This window comes from Bradyrhizobium sp. 27S5 (assembly GCF_037217225.1).
GTDB classification, from domain to species: domain Bacteria; phylum Pseudomonadota; class Alphaproteobacteria; order Rhizobiales; family Xanthobacteraceae; genus Bradyrhizobium; species Bradyrhizobium septentrionale.
The window spans coordinates 580,576-596,257 of sequence record NZ_CP147714.1; the positions used below are offsets into that span (position 1 = coordinate 580,576).

At 64.8% G+C, this 15,682-nt stretch carries 14 protein-coding genes and 1 pseudogene; 5 read left to right on the forward strand and 10 right to left on the reverse strand.

Features of this window, described 5'->3' with window-relative positions; translation table 11 throughout:
- Window position 1: 1 nt before the first annotated feature.
- The 3 genes from tcuA to WDM24_RS02750 all read right to left on the reverse strand — a co-directional run bounded on the left by tcuA (window position 2) and on the right by WDM24_RS02750 (window position 3,926).
- Window positions 2-1,402: an FAD-dependent tricarballylate dehydrogenase TcuA gene (gene tcuA, locus WDM24_RS02740; RefSeq protein ID WP_414645674.1), complete on the reverse strand. Its 1,401-nt coding sequence runs from the start codon at window positions 1,400-1,402 to the stop codon at window positions 2-4.
- A 131-nt stretch (window positions 1,403-1,533) separates the two neighbouring features.
- Window positions 1,534-2,844 (reverse strand): MFS transporter, encoded by a 1,311-nt coding sequence (locus WDM24_RS02745; RefSeq protein WP_338830368.1) that lies wholly within the window; start codon window positions 2,842-2,844, stop codon window positions 1,534-1,536.
- 182 nt (window positions 2,845-3,026) lie between these two features.
- Window positions 3,027-3,926 (reverse strand): transcriptional regulator GcvA, encoded by a 900-nt coding sequence (locus tag WDM24_RS02750; RefSeq protein ID WP_338830369.1) that lies wholly within the window; start codon window positions 3,924-3,926, stop codon window positions 3,027-3,029.
- A gap of 118 nt (window positions 3,927-4,044) precedes the next feature.
- Here WDM24_RS02750 and WDM24_RS02755 point away from each other — a divergent pair, with 118 nt between their 5' ends.
- Complete coding sequence (locus WDM24_RS02755) at window positions 4,045-4,263, forward strand: DUF1127 domain-containing protein (protein WP_338830370.1); 219 nt, start codon at window positions 4,045-4,047, stop codon at window positions 4,261-4,263.
- Between the two features lie 69 nt (window positions 4,264-4,332).
- Window positions 4,333-4,956, forward strand: coding sequence for a GNAT family N-acetyltransferase (locus WDM24_RS02760; RefSeq protein WP_166211573.1), 624 nt, complete (start codon window positions 4,333-4,335; stop codon window positions 4,954-4,956).
- A gap of 214 nt (window positions 4,957-5,170) precedes the next feature.
- Here the strand turns inward: WDM24_RS02760 and WDM24_RS02765 are convergent, their stop codons facing one another.
- Both WDM24_RS02765 and WDM24_RS02770 read right to left on the reverse strand, forming a co-directional pair.
- Window positions 5,171-6,001: an enoyl-CoA hydratase gene (locus WDM24_RS02765; protein WP_338830371.1), complete on the reverse strand. Its 831-nt coding sequence runs from the start codon at window positions 5,999-6,001 to the stop codon at window positions 5,171-5,173.
- 194 nt (window positions 6,002-6,195) lie between these two features.
- Window positions 6,196-6,897, reverse strand: a complete 702-nt coding sequence (locus WDM24_RS02770; RefSeq protein ID WP_338695011.1) for an SDR family NAD(P)-dependent oxidoreductase — start codon at window positions 6,895-6,897, stop codon at window positions 6,196-6,198.
- 71 nt (window positions 6,898-6,968) lie between these two features.
- On the opposite strand from WDM24_RS02770, the gene WDM24_RS02775 reads away from it, so the two are divergent.
- Window positions 6,969-8,750 carry an acyl-CoA dehydrogenase family protein gene (locus WDM24_RS02775; protein ID WP_338830372.1) on the forward strand — a complete coding sequence of 594 codons (1,782 nt, stop codon included), beginning with the start codon at window positions 6,969-6,971 and terminating at the stop codon, window positions 8,748-8,750.
- 43 nt (window positions 8,751-8,793) lie between these two features.
- Window positions 8,794-9,882, forward strand: a complete 1,089-nt coding sequence (locus tag WDM24_RS02780) for a Zn-dependent alcohol dehydrogenase (RefSeq protein ID WP_166211561.1) — start codon at window positions 8,794-8,796, stop codon at window positions 9,880-9,882.
- Between the two features lie 110 nt (window positions 9,883-9,992).
- Here the strand turns inward: WDM24_RS02780 and WDM24_RS02785 are convergent, their stop codons facing one another.
- The 4 genes and pseudogenes from WDM24_RS02785 to WDM24_RS02800 form a co-directional block, all read right to left on the reverse strand.
- Window positions 9,993-10,346 carry a nuclear transport factor 2 family protein gene (locus WDM24_RS02785; protein ID WP_166299185.1) on the reverse strand — a complete coding sequence of 118 codons (354 nt, stop codon included), beginning with the start codon at window positions 10,344-10,346 and terminating at the stop codon, window positions 9,993-9,995.
- A gap of 212 nt (window positions 10,347-10,558) precedes the next feature.
- Window positions 10,559-12,031 carry an amidase gene (locus tag WDM24_RS02790; protein ID WP_338832565.1) on the reverse strand — a complete coding sequence of 491 codons (1,473 nt, stop codon included), beginning with the start codon at window positions 12,029-12,031 and terminating at the stop codon, window positions 10,559-10,561.
- Window positions 12,032-12,313: 282 nt separating this feature from the next.
- Window positions 12,314-13,285 (reverse strand): iron exporter MbfA, encoded by a 972-nt coding sequence (mbfA, locus tag WDM24_RS02795; RefSeq protein ID WP_166299184.1) that lies wholly within the window; start codon window positions 13,283-13,285, stop codon window positions 12,314-12,316.
- Between the two features lie 179 nt (window positions 13,286-13,464).
- Window positions 13,465-14,618: pseudogene (locus tag WDM24_RS02800) on the reverse strand (alpha/beta fold hydrolase).
- Between the two features lie 105 nt (window positions 14,619-14,723).
- Between WDM24_RS02800 and WDM24_RS02805 the strand changes: the two are divergent.
- Window positions 14,724-15,233, forward strand: a complete 510-nt coding sequence (locus WDM24_RS02805) for a hypothetical protein (RefSeq protein WP_338830373.1) — start codon at window positions 14,724-14,726, stop codon at window positions 15,231-15,233.
- A 101-nt stretch (window positions 15,234-15,334) separates the two neighbouring features.
- On the opposite strand, the gene WDM24_RS02810 is transcribed toward WDM24_RS02805, so the two are convergent.
- On the reverse strand, window positions 15,335-15,589 hold the full coding sequence (locus WDM24_RS02810; protein WP_166299182.1) for a hypothetical protein: 255 nt from the start codon (window positions 15,587-15,589) through the stop codon (window positions 15,335-15,337).
- Window positions 15,590-15,682 lie beyond the last annotated feature (93 nt).

Below are 15,682 nucleotides of genomic sequence, written 5' to 3' on the forward strand. Positions count from 1 at the left end.
CTTAGTTCCGCGCATTCTTCGCCGCTTCCCGCCCGGCGACGCGGCCGAACACACTGCCGATGGTCATGCCGATGCCGGCGGCGTAGCCCTTGCCGAGCACGTTGCCGGCCATGATCTCGCCGGCGGCGAACATGTTGGCGGACGGCTTGCCGTCCTTCATCAGCATCCGTGATTGTTTGTTCACGCGGGTGCCGAGATAGGTGAAGGTGATGCCGGGCCGCACCGGATAGGCGAGGTAGGGCGGCGTCTCGATCCGGCGCGCCCAATGCGTTTTCGCCGGCGTGATACCTTCGGTGCGGCAGTCGTCGAGGATGGTGTGGTCGAACGTACCCGGCCGCACCGCAGCGTTGAATTCGGTGATGGTCTTTTCCAGCGCGGCAGGATCAAGCTCGAGCTTGCCGGCGAGTTCGGCAATCGTTGCGCCTGCGATCGGCGGAAACAGCGTCGGCATGAAGCTCGTCACGACGGTCGAGTCGAAGATGATGTAGGCGATCTGGTCGGGCTGTGCGGCGACCAGGCGGCCCCAGATCGCATAGCGCTTCGGCCAGATGTCCTCGCCCTCGTCGTAGAAGCGCTCGGCGTGTTTGTTGACGACGATGCCGAACACGACCGAGTCGTGGCGCGTGATGATGCCGCCGTCGAATTTCGGCGCGCGCGCGTCGATCGCGACCGCATGGCACTGTGTGGGATCGCCGATCTCCTGCACGCCTTTCGCCAGCAGCATTTTCAGGATAGCGCCGCGATTATAGGGCGTGCCGCGGATCAGGAAATTGTCGGCGGCCTCGCCCCAATATTGCTTCAGCCATTCGATGTTGGCCTCGAAGCCGCCGGCGGCCGCGACCAGGGTCGAGGCGCGCACCTCGGTCCTGCCACCGACCGGCTGCTTCAGCTGCGCCGAGAGGAACATGCCGTCCTCGATCTTGAGATCGATGACCTCGGCATCGTAGAGGATGTCGACGCCGAGCTCCTCGGCCGTGCGATACAGTGCGTTCAGCATCGCGCGGCCGCCGCCGAGGAAGAACGAGTTGGTGCGGCCAAGGCTCAAGGTGCCGCCGAGCGAGGGCTGCCAGCGTACGCCCTGTTCGACGATCCAGTTCAGGATGTCCTTGGACTCGTGGATCATGAAGCGGGCCAGTTCCTCGTCGGTCTGGCCGCCGGTCACCAGCAGCAAATCTTGCCAGAATTCCTCCTCGGTGTAGGGACCGGTGAGGATTTCGGTCGCCGCGTCGTGGGCGCAACGCATGTTGCGGGTGTGGCGCGTGTTGCCGCCGCGGTAGAATTTCGGCGCGCCTTCCAGCACCAGCACGGAAGCACCGGCGCGCCGTGCGCTGATCGCAGCACAGAGCGCGGCGTTGCCGCCGCCGATCACCAGCACGTCGAACCTGCGCGTCAGATCAACCATGCGCTCTTGTTATCGTTGTTGGCATGGAAAGCAACAGGGGCGGGCGAATGAGCATGATCCGGAAAAGTGTGTAGCGGTTTTCCGAAAGATCATGCTCAAATAAAGAGTCTGCCCCAATTGCATGCGCACGATCACGCCGCGACCGTCTCGCGCTGCTCGATGGTCTGGCCGTCGCGATAGACGATCAGCGCGGCGACGATGCCGAGCACGGCGGCGCACATCAGCCAGTAGCCGGGCGAAGCCTTGTCGCCGGTCTGCTGGATCAGCCAGGTCGAGGCGAACGGCGTGAATGTGCCGAACAGCCCGGCCGCCAGCGCAAAGGCCAGCGAGAAGCAGGTGGTGCGGACATGCGCCGGCACGATCTCGACCAGGCAGCCGAGCATGGTGCCGCTGTAGACGCCGAAATAGAACGAGAACATCATCTCGACCGCCAGCATCTTGCCGAAGCTCGGATTGGTCACCAGCCAGTGCAGCGCCGGATAGGCCGTCAGCAGCGACAGGCCGGCGATCACCAGCAGCACCGGCTTGCGGCCGATCCGGTCGGACAGCGCGCCGCCGACCGGATTCCAGATGAAGTTGGTCACGGCGACGAGCAGCGTCACCAGCAGCGCATCCTGGGTGGAGAGCTTCAGCACGGCCTTGCCGAAAGTCGGTGTGTAGACGGTGACGAAGTAGAACGTCGTGGTGGTCAGCACCGCGATCATCATGCCGAGAATGACGATGCGCCAGTTGGCGAGCGCCGAGGCAAACACCTCGCTTGCCGTCGGATGCGTCTTCATCGCCAGGAACGCCGGGGTTTCCTCCAGCGTGCGGCGCAGGAAGAAGATCACCGGGATGATCAGGCAGCCGACGAAGAACGGGATGCGCCAGCCCCAGTCCGCGACGGTTGCGGCCGGCATGCTCTCGCTCAGGATGAAGCCCAGGATCGAGGCGACGAAGATCGCCACCTGCTGGCTCGCCGACTGGAACGAGGTGTAGAAGCCGCGATTTCCGGGTGTGGCGATCTCCGCGAGGTAGACCGAGACGCCGCCGAGCTCGACGCCGGCGGAGAAGCCCTGCAGCAGGCGGGCAAGCAGGACGATAATCGGAGCGGCAATGCCGATGCTTGCATAGGTCGGGCAGATCGCGATCACCACGGTGCCGACCGCCATGATTGCGAGCGTCACGATCAGGCCCTTGCGGCGGCCGATGCGGTCGATATAGGCGCCGAGCAGGATGGCACCGACCGGCCGCATCAGGGCGCCGAGCCAGAACACGCCGAAGGCGTTGAGCAGCGCCGCGGTCTCGTTCTCGGAGGGGAAGAACGCCTTGGCGATCAGGGGCGCATAGAAGCCGAACAGGAAGAAGTCGAATTGCTCGAGGAAATTGCCGCTGGTCGCGCGCAGGATGGCGCCAAGACGCGACTTGATTTGCGGGACTTGTGGTGAACTCGACTGCGACATAACGCCCTTTCCTTCCCCGTAACAAAAGGGCTGGCGAAAATTGTCTCGCCAGCCAAGGCAGTTACCCTGCCATGTGCGGCAATTTGGCACGCCTGTCCGGCGCGACCAACCCCGAAATCACGCCGAGGCCATCGGAAAAAAGCCGTAGGTGGAAATCTGCTTGCGTTGCGGCGTGCGCCGCATCAGGGCGCGCTATGTGCCGCGGCGCCGAGCCAGGAGCGGAACGCGGAGAGTTTTGGCGTATCGGCGCGTCCCTGCGGCGACACCAGATAGAAGCCGGCGTCTGCCGGCAGCGCGATCTTGAAGGGAACCACGAGGCGGCCCTTGGTGATGTCGTCCTGCACATAGGAAGTGCGGCCCATCGCGATGCCGATCCCGTCGATCGCGGCCTGGAGCGTCACGAACAGCAGGTCGAAGGTGACGCCTGGCTGTTTGGAGACGTCGGCCGGCAGGCCCGCCGCGGTCAGCCACAGCCGCCAATCGTCGCTGTTGGCATTGCTGGTGTGCAGCAGCACGTGATCCCTGAGATCCTCAGGGCATTTGAGCGGCTTGCTTCCCTGCAGCAGCGAGGGGCTGCACACCGGAAACAACTCGTCCGCCATCAGCCAGTCCGCGCGCAGGCCGGCCCATTGGCCGCGGCCGTAGCGGATCGCGGCATCGACCTTGTCGCGGTGGAAATCGACCAGGCTGGTCGAGGTGGTGATGCGAACGTCGATGCCGGGATGCGCCTCCTGGAATGCCGACAGCCGCGGCAGCAGCCATTTGGCGGCGAGCGACGCCAAGGTCGAGACCGTCAGCACGTGATCGTCGTCCCGGCGCAGCAGCCGATCGGTCGCGAGCCGGAGGTCGTTGAAGGCGGCGCGGACGCCGGGAAGGTATTCGGCGGCATCCGGCGTCAGGCTCAGCGAACGGTTCTGGCGGATGAACAGGCGGACGCCGAGTTCCTCCTCGAGCCGCCGGATCTGATGGCTGATCGCCGTCTGGGTCACGTTCAGTTCGGACGCCGCCAGCGTGAAGCTCATGTGCCGCGCGGCGGCCTCGAATGCCCTGAGACCGTTCAGCGAAGGCAGGCGGCTGGTCATGCCAGAAAGGTCTCCTAATACATGACGTTAATTCATGCGAAGCGGTACAAAGTGTCGTTTGTGAACAGGCCGAATAGCTCCGATATTACCGCCAACAGGTTACCGATAGGAGCCGCAAATGTCCATTTTCACCCATGAATCGATGACAAATCCTCATACGCCCGATCATCATGCATCGGGGCTGCTGAACCAGGTCGGCGAGACCCTGCATGTCTGGTGGGAGCGCTACGAGCGCCGCCGCGAGCTGTCGCAGTGGACCGAGCGCGACCTGCACGACATCGGCATGTCCCGCAGCGACATCATGTTCGAGACCGATAAGCCGTTCTGGCGGGCCTAATGGGCCGCCGTCGCCGGCGCCGCCTCCATCGAGGGGCGCCGGCCAATTTCTTCACCCGAGGAGCGTGTCATGGTTGCGCTGCATCTCGACGATCTCAAGCAATACTCTGATGTGCTGCGCGCCAAGGACGGCAGCGAGATCAAGGTGCGCTTTGTCGAGCCGCGCGATCGCGAAGAGCTGCAGAACTACATCCGTTCGCTCTCCGCGGGTTCCCGTTATAACCGCTTCCTGGGCGCACTGAGCGAGCTGCCGAAGACGGAGCTCGAGCGTTTCATTCATGTCGGCGAGGCTGACCGGTTCACGGTGGTCGCGACGATGCTGGTCGATGGTTTCGAAACCATTGTCGGCGAAGCCCGCTATGCCTTCCATGCGGATACGTCGAGCGTCGAGTTCGGCCTGTCGATCGATGACCGGTGGCAGGGCCACGGCATTGGCAAGGCGCTATTGAAGAATCTCGAATGCCGCGCGGCGTCTCTCGGAGCCGAGCGCATTTTTGGCGACACGCTGCGTTCCAATGCGACGATGATCGGGCTCGCCCGCAAGTCGGACTATGCCTTTATGCAAAGCCCCGGCGACTGGAAGCTGGTGCGCTTCGCCAAAGAGATCCACGTCGAGCCGCAAGACATTCCCTGTGCCAGCTGGCGGCTTGCCGCCACTTCCCGCTTGGCCGCGATGTCCTCGCTTGCGGTTTGACTGACTAGGCCCGGTTCTGGCCCCTCCAGAACCGGGCCCTTTTCTTTGCTTCTGCCGCGTTTGCTCTTACCTCCCCTTGAAAAGGGGAGGACGCTTTGCTCGTCAGAGCAAAGCGGGTGGGGATCAGCTCTCTCCGCTTGCAGCGGCGCCTGCGGCTGACCCCCATCCCGCCTTCCCCCTTTCAGGGGGAAGGAGAAGATCGCGCGGACGCCTCTCAATTGCCCCGGAACACCGGCTTGCGCTTCTCGATGAAGGCCTGCACCGCCTCCTTGTGGTCGGCCGTCGTGGTCAGCCGGATCAGCCGCTCGGCCTCATGGTCGCGCGCGGTGGCGAAGTCGAATTGCAGCGCCTCGTCGAGATTGTCCTTCATGTAGCGCAGCGCCAGGGTCGGGCCTTCGGCCATCGACTTCGCCAGCGCAAAGGCTTCGTCCTGCAGCGTCTCGTCCGGCACCACGCGATTGACGAGGCCGATCTGCTCGCATCTGACGGCATCGACCTTCTCGGACGTGAACATCAATTCGCGGGCGCGCGAGGTGCCGACCAGCCGCGTCAACAGCCAGGCCATGCCGTAGTCGCCGCTCAGCGCCACGCGCAGATAGCCGGTCGAGATGAAGGCGGATTGCGCGGCGATCCTGATGTCGCAGGCCATTGCGATCGCAAGGCCGGCGCCTACCGCGGGGCCGGGCAGCGCGGCAATCGTGGGCTTGCGCACCGAGGCGAGTGCGCCGGTCAGCAGGCGCTGGCGCTCCTGCAGGTCCGCGACCTTGTCTTCATAGGACATTTCGAGCTTCTTCGGGTCGCGATGCGCGCCCATGCCCTTGACGTTGCCGCCGGCGCAGAACGCCTTGCCGGCGCCGGTGATGAGCAGCACGCCGACCTCGGGGTTCTCGCCGCAGGTCCGGATCATCGTGCGCAGCGCCGGCGTCAGCGTGTCCGACAGCGAGTTGCGGGCATCCGGACGGTTCAGGGTGATGACGGCGACGCGGTCGCGGATCACGCAGAGCAGTTCGTCGGTGCCGGTTTCGATCTTGATTTCGCTGGTCATGTCACTCCCCGTAGTCGTTTCGTTTGCTAAGTCATTCCGGGGCGATGCGAAGCATCGAACCCGGAATCTCAAGATTCCGGGCCTGGTGCTAACGCACCATCCCGGAATGACGAAGAATATCTTTCGAAGGCTAGCGCGAATGCGGGCACGTTGAGCTGCACGCAGCCTACGTTCTATAGATGATGTACGTCATCTCAAAACTTCTCAACCCAGGGCCGCAATTCCAGCTCCCAGCTCCAGGCGCTGCGCGGCTGTTGCAGCACGTTCCAGTAGCTTAGTGCAATCGCGTCGGGATCGAGCATCGAATCCGGGCGGTCGGCGGGCTCGGCGCGGGCGGCGCTGCGGATGCCGCCGTCGATCACGAAATGCGCGACATGGAGACCCTGCGGCGACAGTTCCCGCGCCATGCTCTGCGCCAGCCCGCGCAATGCGAACTTGCCCATCGCGAACGGCGCCGATTGCGCATAGCCCTTGACGCTGGCGGATGCGCCGGTGAACAGGATCGCGCCCTTCTTGTTGGGCAGCATGCGCTTCGCGGCTTCCTGCGCCACCAGGAAGCCGCCGAACGCCGAGACCGCGATCGCCCGCTCGACCTCGGAGGGGACGAGTTCAACGAAGGGTCCACGCGAGCGGCCGGAAGCGTTGTAGACCACGATATCAGGGGTTCCGATCTCGCGCTCGACGAGGCCGAAGAGACGCTCGACATCCTCCGCCTTGGTGGCATCGCAGGCATAGGCGCGCGCGCCGGTTTCGGTGCAGAGCGCGCCGAGCTTCTCGATGCTGCGGGCGCCCAGCGCCACGCGAATTCCCTCCCGCGAAAATAGCCGTGTCAGCGAGGCGCTGAGGCCCTCGCCGGCGCCGACGATCAGGGCGATCTTGTATTTTGGAATATCCATTGGGCTTTCCTTTGCTCGGCCGGAGGAGGATAGTCGTGCCCAAACAAATGAGAAGCGAAGCCGGGAATTCAATGCAGCCGCTCACGCAGGATTTGAAAACGTCGTCCACCAGCCAGCCGGGACTGCTGGCCCCCGATACGACGGGAATGAATTTCTACCGGGCCGATCCCGCGCTGACCGATCTCCTGAAGCTGCATCTGCCCGAAGCGTTGTTCCGCCACATCGAGCCGCATCTCGACCGTCTCGGTGGACTCGCCGGTGGCTTTCTCGACGAATGCGCACGGCTTGCCGACCGGCATACGCCGGTGCTGCACCAGCGCGACAAGTTCGGCCGCGACGTGCAGCACATCGAATATCATCCGGCCTATCGCGAGATCGAGAAGGTCGCGTTCGGCGAGTTCGGCATTCACGCGCTGTCGATCCGCAAGGGCATCATGGGCTGGCCCGACAAATATCCTGTGGTGGCCAAGCACGCCTTCACATTCCTGTTCAACCAGACCGAATTCGGCATGGGCTGCCCGATCAACGTCACCGACGGTTGCGCAAAACTGCTGGCGAATTTCGGCAGCGAGGCCTTGAAGGCGAAATATCTCGACGGCCTGACCCAGACCGACATGAGCAAGCTGATGCAAGGCGGCCAGTTCATGACCGAGAAGGAAGGCGGCTCCGACGTCGGCACGCTGACCACGCGCGCCGTGCAGGAGGGCGACCACTGGCGGCTCTACGGCGAGAAGTGGTTCTGCTCGAACGCCGATGCCAAGGTGGTGATGCTGCTGGCGCGGCCGGAGGGTGCGGGGCCGGGGACCCGCGGCGTCGGCCTGTTCCTGATGCCGCGTATCCTCGACGACGGCTCGCAGAACCACTACCGGATCGTGCGCCTGAAGGACAAGCTCGGCACCCGCTCGATGGCCTCGGGCGAGATCAAGTTCGACGGTGCGATCGCTTACGCCGTCGGCAAGCTCGACCGCGGCTTCGTGCAGATGGCCGAGATGGTGAATTCGTCGCGGCTGTCCAACGGTGTGAAGTCGACGGCGCTGATGCGCCGCGCCTTCCACGATGCGATGACGGTCGCGAGGGGCCGCGTGGTGTTCGGCCAGCGCATCATCGATTTGCCGCTGGCGCGGCGGCAGCTGATGAAGATCATGCTGCCGACCGAGCAGGCGTTGTCGATGAGCTTCCTGACGGCTGACGCGCTCGACCGCGCCGAGGCCGGCAGCCAGGATGCCGCGGCGCTGCTGCGCATCCTGACGCCGACGCTGAAATTCCGCGCCACCCGCGATGCCCGCAAGGTCTGCGGCGATGCGATGGAGATGCGCGGCGGCATTGGCTACATCGAGGAATTCGTCACGCCGCGCTTACTGCGCGACGCGCATCTCGGTTCGATCTGGGAAGGCACCGGCAACATCGTCGCGATCGACGCGTTGAAGCGCGCGGTCGGCCGCCATGGCGCCGACAATGCGCTCGCGGCCGATCTGCATGCGCGGCTCGATGACAGCCCGAACGTGCCGCAGGCCTGGCGCAACCGGCTGCGCGACCTCAGCGACCGCGCGATCGGGTTTGCGCGCGAAGTCGCTGGGAGCATCGACAACGAGGGCGACGCGCGGCGCGCCACCAGCCTGCTCTATCATGTCGCAAGCGCTGTGGCGCTGGCATGGGAGGGCGGACGCATCCGCGAGATGCGCGGCGACGCGCGCCGGCTGCTGCTGTCGCGGATGGTGATCGATCATCGCGTGATGCCCGGCGATCCGTTCCGGCTAGCGGAAAATACCGTTCAGCGCAGGATGACCGAACATCTGCTCGGCGATCGCGCCATCGGCATGGCCGAGGTTGGCGAATTGCTCATCGCAGCGTAGGCTGCCCCGCGAGCGCACAGTTCAAACGCCAAGGGAGACCCCGATGAAGGCCGCCGTTCTGCATGAAGTCAACAAGCCGCTGGTGATCGAGGATGTCAGCGTGCCCAATCCGGGGCCGCGCGAGGTCCTGATCCGCACCGCGGTCGCGGGCCTCTGCCATTCCGACCTGCACTTCATGGAAGGCCTGTATCCGCACCCGCTGCCGGCCGTGCTCGGCCATGAATCGGCCGGTGTGGTCGAGAAGGTCGGCTCCGACGTCAACTACGTGAAGCCCGGCGATCACGTCGTCACTTGCCTTTCGGTGTTCTGCGGCACCTGCGACAATTGCACTACCGGCCGCACCGTGCTGTGCACCGATACCACGGTGAAGATGCTCCCCGGCGCCTCCAACCGGCTGTCCTGGAACAGGTCGGAGAAGCTGCACCAGTTCCTCAACCTGTCGTCATTCGCCGAACAGATGCTGGTTCACGAGAACGCCATCGTGAAGATCAAGAAGGAGATGCCGCTCGATCTCGCCGCGCTGATCGGTTGCGGCGTCATCACCGGCTATGGCGCCGTGGTGAACACCGCCAAGGTGACCGCCGGCGAGACCGTCGCGGTGATCGGCTGCGGCGGCGTCGGCATGGCCGCGATCAACGGCGCGCAGATCGCCGGCGCCGGCCGCATCATTGCGATCGACACCAATCCGGCCAAGCTGCAGCTTGCGACGAAACTCGGTGCCACCGACATCGTCGATCCCGCCCGCGGCGATGTCGTCCAGCAGGTGCGCGAGCTCACCGGCGGCGGCGTGCAACACTCTTTCGAGGTGCTCGGCCGCAAGGACACCGCCGAGCAGGCTTTCGGTATGCTCGCGCCCGGCGGCACCGCGACCATCGTCGGCATGATCCCGTTCGGTCAGAAGATCGAGCTGCACGGTTTTGACTTCCTGCGCGAGCGCAGGATTCAAGGCTCCTCAATGGGCTCCAACCACTTCCGCGTCGACATGCCGCGCCTCGTCGACTTCTACATGCGCGGCAGACTGCATCTCGAGGACTGGATCTCGGCCAAGCTGAAGCTTTCCGAAATAAACGAGGGCTTCGCCAACATGAAAGCCGGCAAGACGCTGCGCAGCGTGATTATGTTTGATAGCTGATTTGTCGTCATTCCGGGGCGATGCGAAGCATCGAACCCGGAATCTCGAGGTCGTATGCGGCACAGGATTCCGGGTTCAGCCCTGTGGGCTGCCCCGGAATGACGGCCTCCTCATCGCGCGACATGCGCGGACACGGCGAGCCATTTGCCGTTCTGCCGCGCCCAGCAATCGGTGTAGCAGCCGTGCGCGGGCTCGCCGTCGGCGTTGGTGTAGCTGGTCTTCGCGTGGATGATGGCGAAATCGCCGAGGATGCGGATTTTGACGTCCTCGGCCTTCAGGCCCTTGATCTTCACCGGGATCGCCGTCTGCTTCAGGAAGGCGGTACGGTCGACCAGGCTCTTGTCGGGATTGGTGCAGTAAAAATCCTGCGCCAGGATTTCATCGAAGCGTTTGACGTCGCAGTTCTGAACCGAGTCGACGTAGTCCTTGTTGAGTTTTGTCAGGTCTTCGAGATCGTTGCTCATTGGTTTCTTCCCTGTTGCTATTGTTCGTATTGCTGTGCGAGCGCCGTAGCGGCGCTGTCGATACCGTCATCCTGAGGTGCGAGCTCTTGCGAGCCTCGAAGGATGCACGGCCACAGTCGGGCCGTCGACCCTTCGAGACGGCCGCTCGCGGCCTCCTCAGGGTGACGGTGATGGAGTTAGGTGCGCCTCACTGCTCTGCAATGACGGGTCACCTAGTCATCAAACATCTTCGGCGGCACGAAGCCGCCGAACTCGCGCTCGATCAGCTCGGCGAGCTTGAGCGGCGTGCGGTCCTCGAGGCATGCGCCGACGATCTGCACGCCGAGCGGCAATCCGTCGGGCGCAAAGCCGGTCGGGATCGCGGTCGAAGGCAGGCCGGGCAGCGTCGCGATGCCGGGCCAGGCGAGCTGGTCGGTGTAGATGTGCGGTTCGCCGTCGATCAGGATTCTGCGTTGTTCCTGATCGGGCGAATGATCGTGCGGATAGGCCGGCGTCGGCATGATCGGGCAGATCACCGCGTCGAAGGACTGGAAGAACTCGCGCCATTGCGCGCGCAGCCGCGAGCGCGCCGCCGTCGCCTGCACCCAGTCGCGATGGCTGAGCGCGATGCCGCGCAGCCGCTCGGCCTGCAGGCTGGTGTTGTCGGCCGGCAATGCCGCCGCCGCCGCGCAGGCGCCGGCATAGACCTCGGGCGGGAAGTTCGCGCCGAGGAACGACAGCAGCATCCGCATATAGAGCCGCGACGACGCCGCGAAATCCGGCAGCAAAGGGCTCGCGCGCGAGACCTTTGCGCCGGCCTTGTCGAGATGGCTGGCGAGCTTGTCGATCGTGCCGCGGACCGCCTTGTCGGTCGGCAGCACCGGATCGGTGTCGATGACGAGGATACGGAAATCCCGCAAGTTCGCATGCCGCGCCGCCGGCAGTTCGAGTTTGTAGGCTTTGCCGGCGTCGAGCGGATCGGGGTCGGCCATCACGTCCAGCAGCAGCGACAGGTCGGCCGCGCAGCGTGCCATCGGGCCGGTCACCGCGAGGTCGCGTTCATAGATCAGCGGCGGCGCCGGCGGCGAGGTGTGGCCGCGCGACGGCAGCAGCGCGAAGGTCGGCTTGTGCGCATAGACGCCGCAGTGGAATGCCGGCACGCGTAGCGAACCGCCGATGTCTGAGCCGAGCGACAGCGCGCCGTAGCCCGCCGCGAGCGCCGCCGACGATCCGCCGGAGGAGCCGCCCGGCGTGCGGCCGAGGTCGTAAGGGTTGTTGGTGGTGCCGTAGATCTCGTTGTAGCTCTGCCAGTCGGCGAGCCCGACCGGTACGTTGGTCTTGCCGAGGATCACGCCGCCGGCGTCCTTCACCCGCGTGATCGAGAGCGCGTCCTCAGTCGGCGTGAAGTTCTTCTGCGCCGGATAGCCCCAGGTCGTCGGCAGGCCCGCGACGTTGAAGGATTCCTTCACCGTCATCGGGATGCCGAGCAGCGGCTTGTGCTCGCCGCGTGCGATCGCGGCATCGGCCGCGCGTGCCGCCGCGAGGCCGCGCTCGAAATCGCGCACGCAGACCGCGTTGACCCTGCCGTCGTGGCGCTCGATGCGGCCGATCGCGTCCTGTGCGAGCTCGACCGCCGAGACCTGCTTGCTGCGCAGCGCCTCCGACAGTTCGACGGCGGTCCTGAAACTCCATTGCGATTTGGCCACGGCGTGCTCCCGGTTCTGGTTGGCGCGATGATGGGCAGTTTGGCTGCCGCCCGCAAGCGCTGTAGCCGCCGCATAGCCGCCGCGTTTGATCGGAATTGCGGGTGCGTGATCGAAGGCAATGCCCATTTCACCTCGCCCCGCTTGCGGGGAGAGGTCGGATCGCATCGCAGATGCGATCCGGGTGAGGGGGTACAGGTCTCACTGCGTTCACAGCTTGCGGAAGCAGCCCCTCACCCCAACCCTCTCCCCGTAAAGAACGGGGGGAGGGGGAACGATCGATTGCTACGCCGCGCCGATTAGGATGCCGACCGCGAGCACGATCGCGCCGCCGAGCACGATCTGGAACACCGCCTGCAGGAACGGTGTGTCCATGTAGCGCGAGCGGATGAAGGCGATCGCCCACAATTCGAAGAACACCACGATGCCGGCGATCGCGGTCGCGATCCAGAATGCGTTCGGCCAGGCGTCAGGCACGAGATAGGGGATGGTGTGGCCGAGGCCGCCGAGCGTCGTCATCAACCCGCAGGTCAAGCCGCGCAGCCAGGGCGAGCCGCGCCCGGTCAGCGAGCCGTCGTCGGACAGTGCTTCGGCAAAGCCCATGCTGATGCCGGCGCCGATCGAGGCGGCAAGGCCAACCAGAAAAGTCTGCCAGTTGTGATGGGTGGCGAAGGCGGCGGCGAACAGCGGCGCCAAGGTCGAGACCGAGCCGTCCATCAAACCGGCAAGCCCCGGCTGGACATATTGCAGCACGAACATCCGCCGCCGCGTGCGGTCTTCCTCCGCGCGCACATCGGGCTTGAGAATGTCGCCGGTCAGCTTGACCGCGAGCTTCTCGTGGCCCTTCTCCTCCTCGGCGAGATCGCCGAGCAGCCGGCGCACGCCGACATCGTCGGCATTCTCGGCGGCGCGGATATAGAAGCGCTCGGCTTCCAGCTCCATGGTCTCGACTTCCTTGCGGATGGTGTCGAGCGGCAGGTTCTTGGTGAGCCAGATCGGGCGGCGACGCAGAAAGCCTTTGACGTCCTCGCGCCGGATCGGCGGCAGGTGCTGACCGAAGCGCTGCTCGTAGGTTTCCAGCAGCCGGTGGCGATGGCCGCGCTCCTCCTCGGCCATCTCCTCGAAAATCTTCGCGGTATCGGGATATCGCCCGGCGAGGTCCTCGGCGAAAGACATGTAGATGCGGCTGTCCTCCTCCTCGGAGGCGATCGCGACCGCCAGCACCTCGCGCTCGGTCAGATCGGCAAAGTTCTTCACGGCAACGCACCCTGTTCATGCAGTTTAGAATTAGAATAGTTCTAAACTATAGAAGCGCGCCGCGGCCGGGTCAAATCAAGGTGGCCCCGAATCCGGGCGCAACCGCGCCGGGCCGCAGCGCGGATCTGGCGAAGAACGCGTTTCAGAACAATGAGATGAGCTTGGATCGATCGGCGCGCTCAGGGCCGGGAGCCGGCCTCTCGCAGGAATGTGAGGAGAAGCCGGCTGACCTCCTCCGGCTGCTCCTGCTGCACCCAGTGGCCGGCGCCGTCGACCAGATGGCAGCCGATCATCCTGCTGCAGGCCTTCGCCTGCATCGCCTCGAACACGCCGGGCCGCTGATAGGTGCCCCAATCCTGCTTGCCCGAGATGAAGGCGGAGGGCTGGTCGATGCTGCGGCCGCTCCAGGTCTGCAATTCCGGGGTGAACGCGCCCGAGGTGCCGCAGCGATACCATTGCAGCCCGCCCTGGAATCCGGTGCGCTGATACTCGGCGCTGTAATAGGCGAGCTCCCGATCCGGCAGCCAGGTGTTTGCGGCGATCGCCTCAAGCGACGGCATCTCTTCGGCCACCGTCGCTGCCATGTCCTTGGCGATATCCATCACGTAATAGGTCGGCAGTTTGGCCAGCTCGCCCGCCGACCAGGACTGCAGCGGATACGGCCTGTTGTCTTTCCAGTCCGCGCTCTTGTGATGGTAGTAGGCGCGCAGGAAATCATGCACGCCCTGCGGCGCGCGGTGCATGTCGTCATTGGCGGGGCGCGTCGAATAGTACCATTGGTAATGCTTGCGCGGCCGCGACAGCGCGGCGAGCTCGCGATGTACCGGATCTTCGCTCACGGGTTTCGCCGGCGCGTTGGCGATGTTGAACGGCAAAGTCGGCGGCCCCGCGAACGGCGCGCTCATCATCACGACCGCGCGGAACACATCGGGCCGGATCAGCGCGCACCACGCCGCGACCGATGAGCCGAAATCATGTCCGATCACGGCATCGACATGCGTACAGCCGAACGCTGCGACCAGCCCGAGCGCATCGCGCACCAGTTGGGCAAACGGAACGAGGCGAGGTCGCCGTCATAGTCCGCGCTCCAGCCGGTGGTGCGGCCATAGCCGCGCTGGTCCGGCGCGATCACGTGATAGCCGGCGGCAGCCAGCTTCGGCATCACCTTGCGCCAGGAGAACGCCAGCTCCGGAAAACCGTGCAGCAGCAGCACGCAGGGACGGCCGGATGTTTCGAAGCCGGCTTCGAGCACATGCATGCGCAGGCCGTTGATCCCGTCGACATAGCGCGAGCGGATGGTGGCGGGGAGCGGGACGTCGGGGAGAGCTGCCATCGTAAGGATCACCTGTTCAGGACAGCCGCAGAACCAGCGCATTTGGCTGTATGCTGGCGGTCATTGTTCTCACGATAGCAACTTTGGCCAGGGGATGCATACCGCATGCGCCACGCGAGGATTGCAATGCTGTCCGGCTGGATGGCGCGGCCCGCTCTGACGATCGTGGCCGCAAGCCTGCTGCTGCTGATGCCGGCGGCGCGCGCCGCCGACATCAACGAGCTGACCGAAAAATTGCCGCACGCCTATATCGGCGAATTCCTGTGGGATGGTGACAAGACGGTGCAGAACGTCGTCATCACCTTCGACCAGGTGCACGCCCTGAACGAGCAGAACGCGGAAGCGCTCGGCTGCGGTTCGTATGAGGTCGGCCGTCGCGTGACCAAGATCAAGGTGCGGATGTTCGTCCGGCTGTCCGATCTCGAGGTCGAGCTGTTCGAGCGGTCGCCCGACGGCGACGGCTCGTTCGAGACCGGCGGCAGCCATCGCGGCAAGCTGTCGGAAGATTTTCAGCAGATCGACGCGCAGTGGACCACCACGGCCACCGGCCAGCACGGCCAACTCCATCTGCGCGCCGTGGCGTCGGCCGCCTGCGAGCCGGCCGCGGCGTTGTAGCGGAAGATCAAGCCAGCAGCCCCGAAAATGGAATAACGCGCAGCCCTCTCTCCCTTGAGAGGGAAGGCTACGGCCATGCCGATGCGGAGATCAGGGTGTCGTCAGTTGCCTGCCGCAAGTTGTTGCATCGCCTCCGCCGGAGGTTGCTTGGCGTGAGGCGCGCGTTTCATCCAGCGCAGATATTTGCCGGGTTCCCGACGCTTGATGATCCGCCACGTCCAGGCCATCGCCCGGACGACGTTGCCGTCCTTGTCTGCGAGCCAGATACGACCGGCACCGACAGGTATCGGTGCCTGATCGATCTGCTTCCAGGTTTCCTCGTCAGAAACTTTCCCGAACAGATTCCAGAAAGCCATGGGACCCCCGCATCCGGTTATCCGCAGGTCTGTAGTATGGCTGAAACGTTGCCGCTTTTGAACCGGCTTTCCGTCAGGCGGCGATCCCCCTTA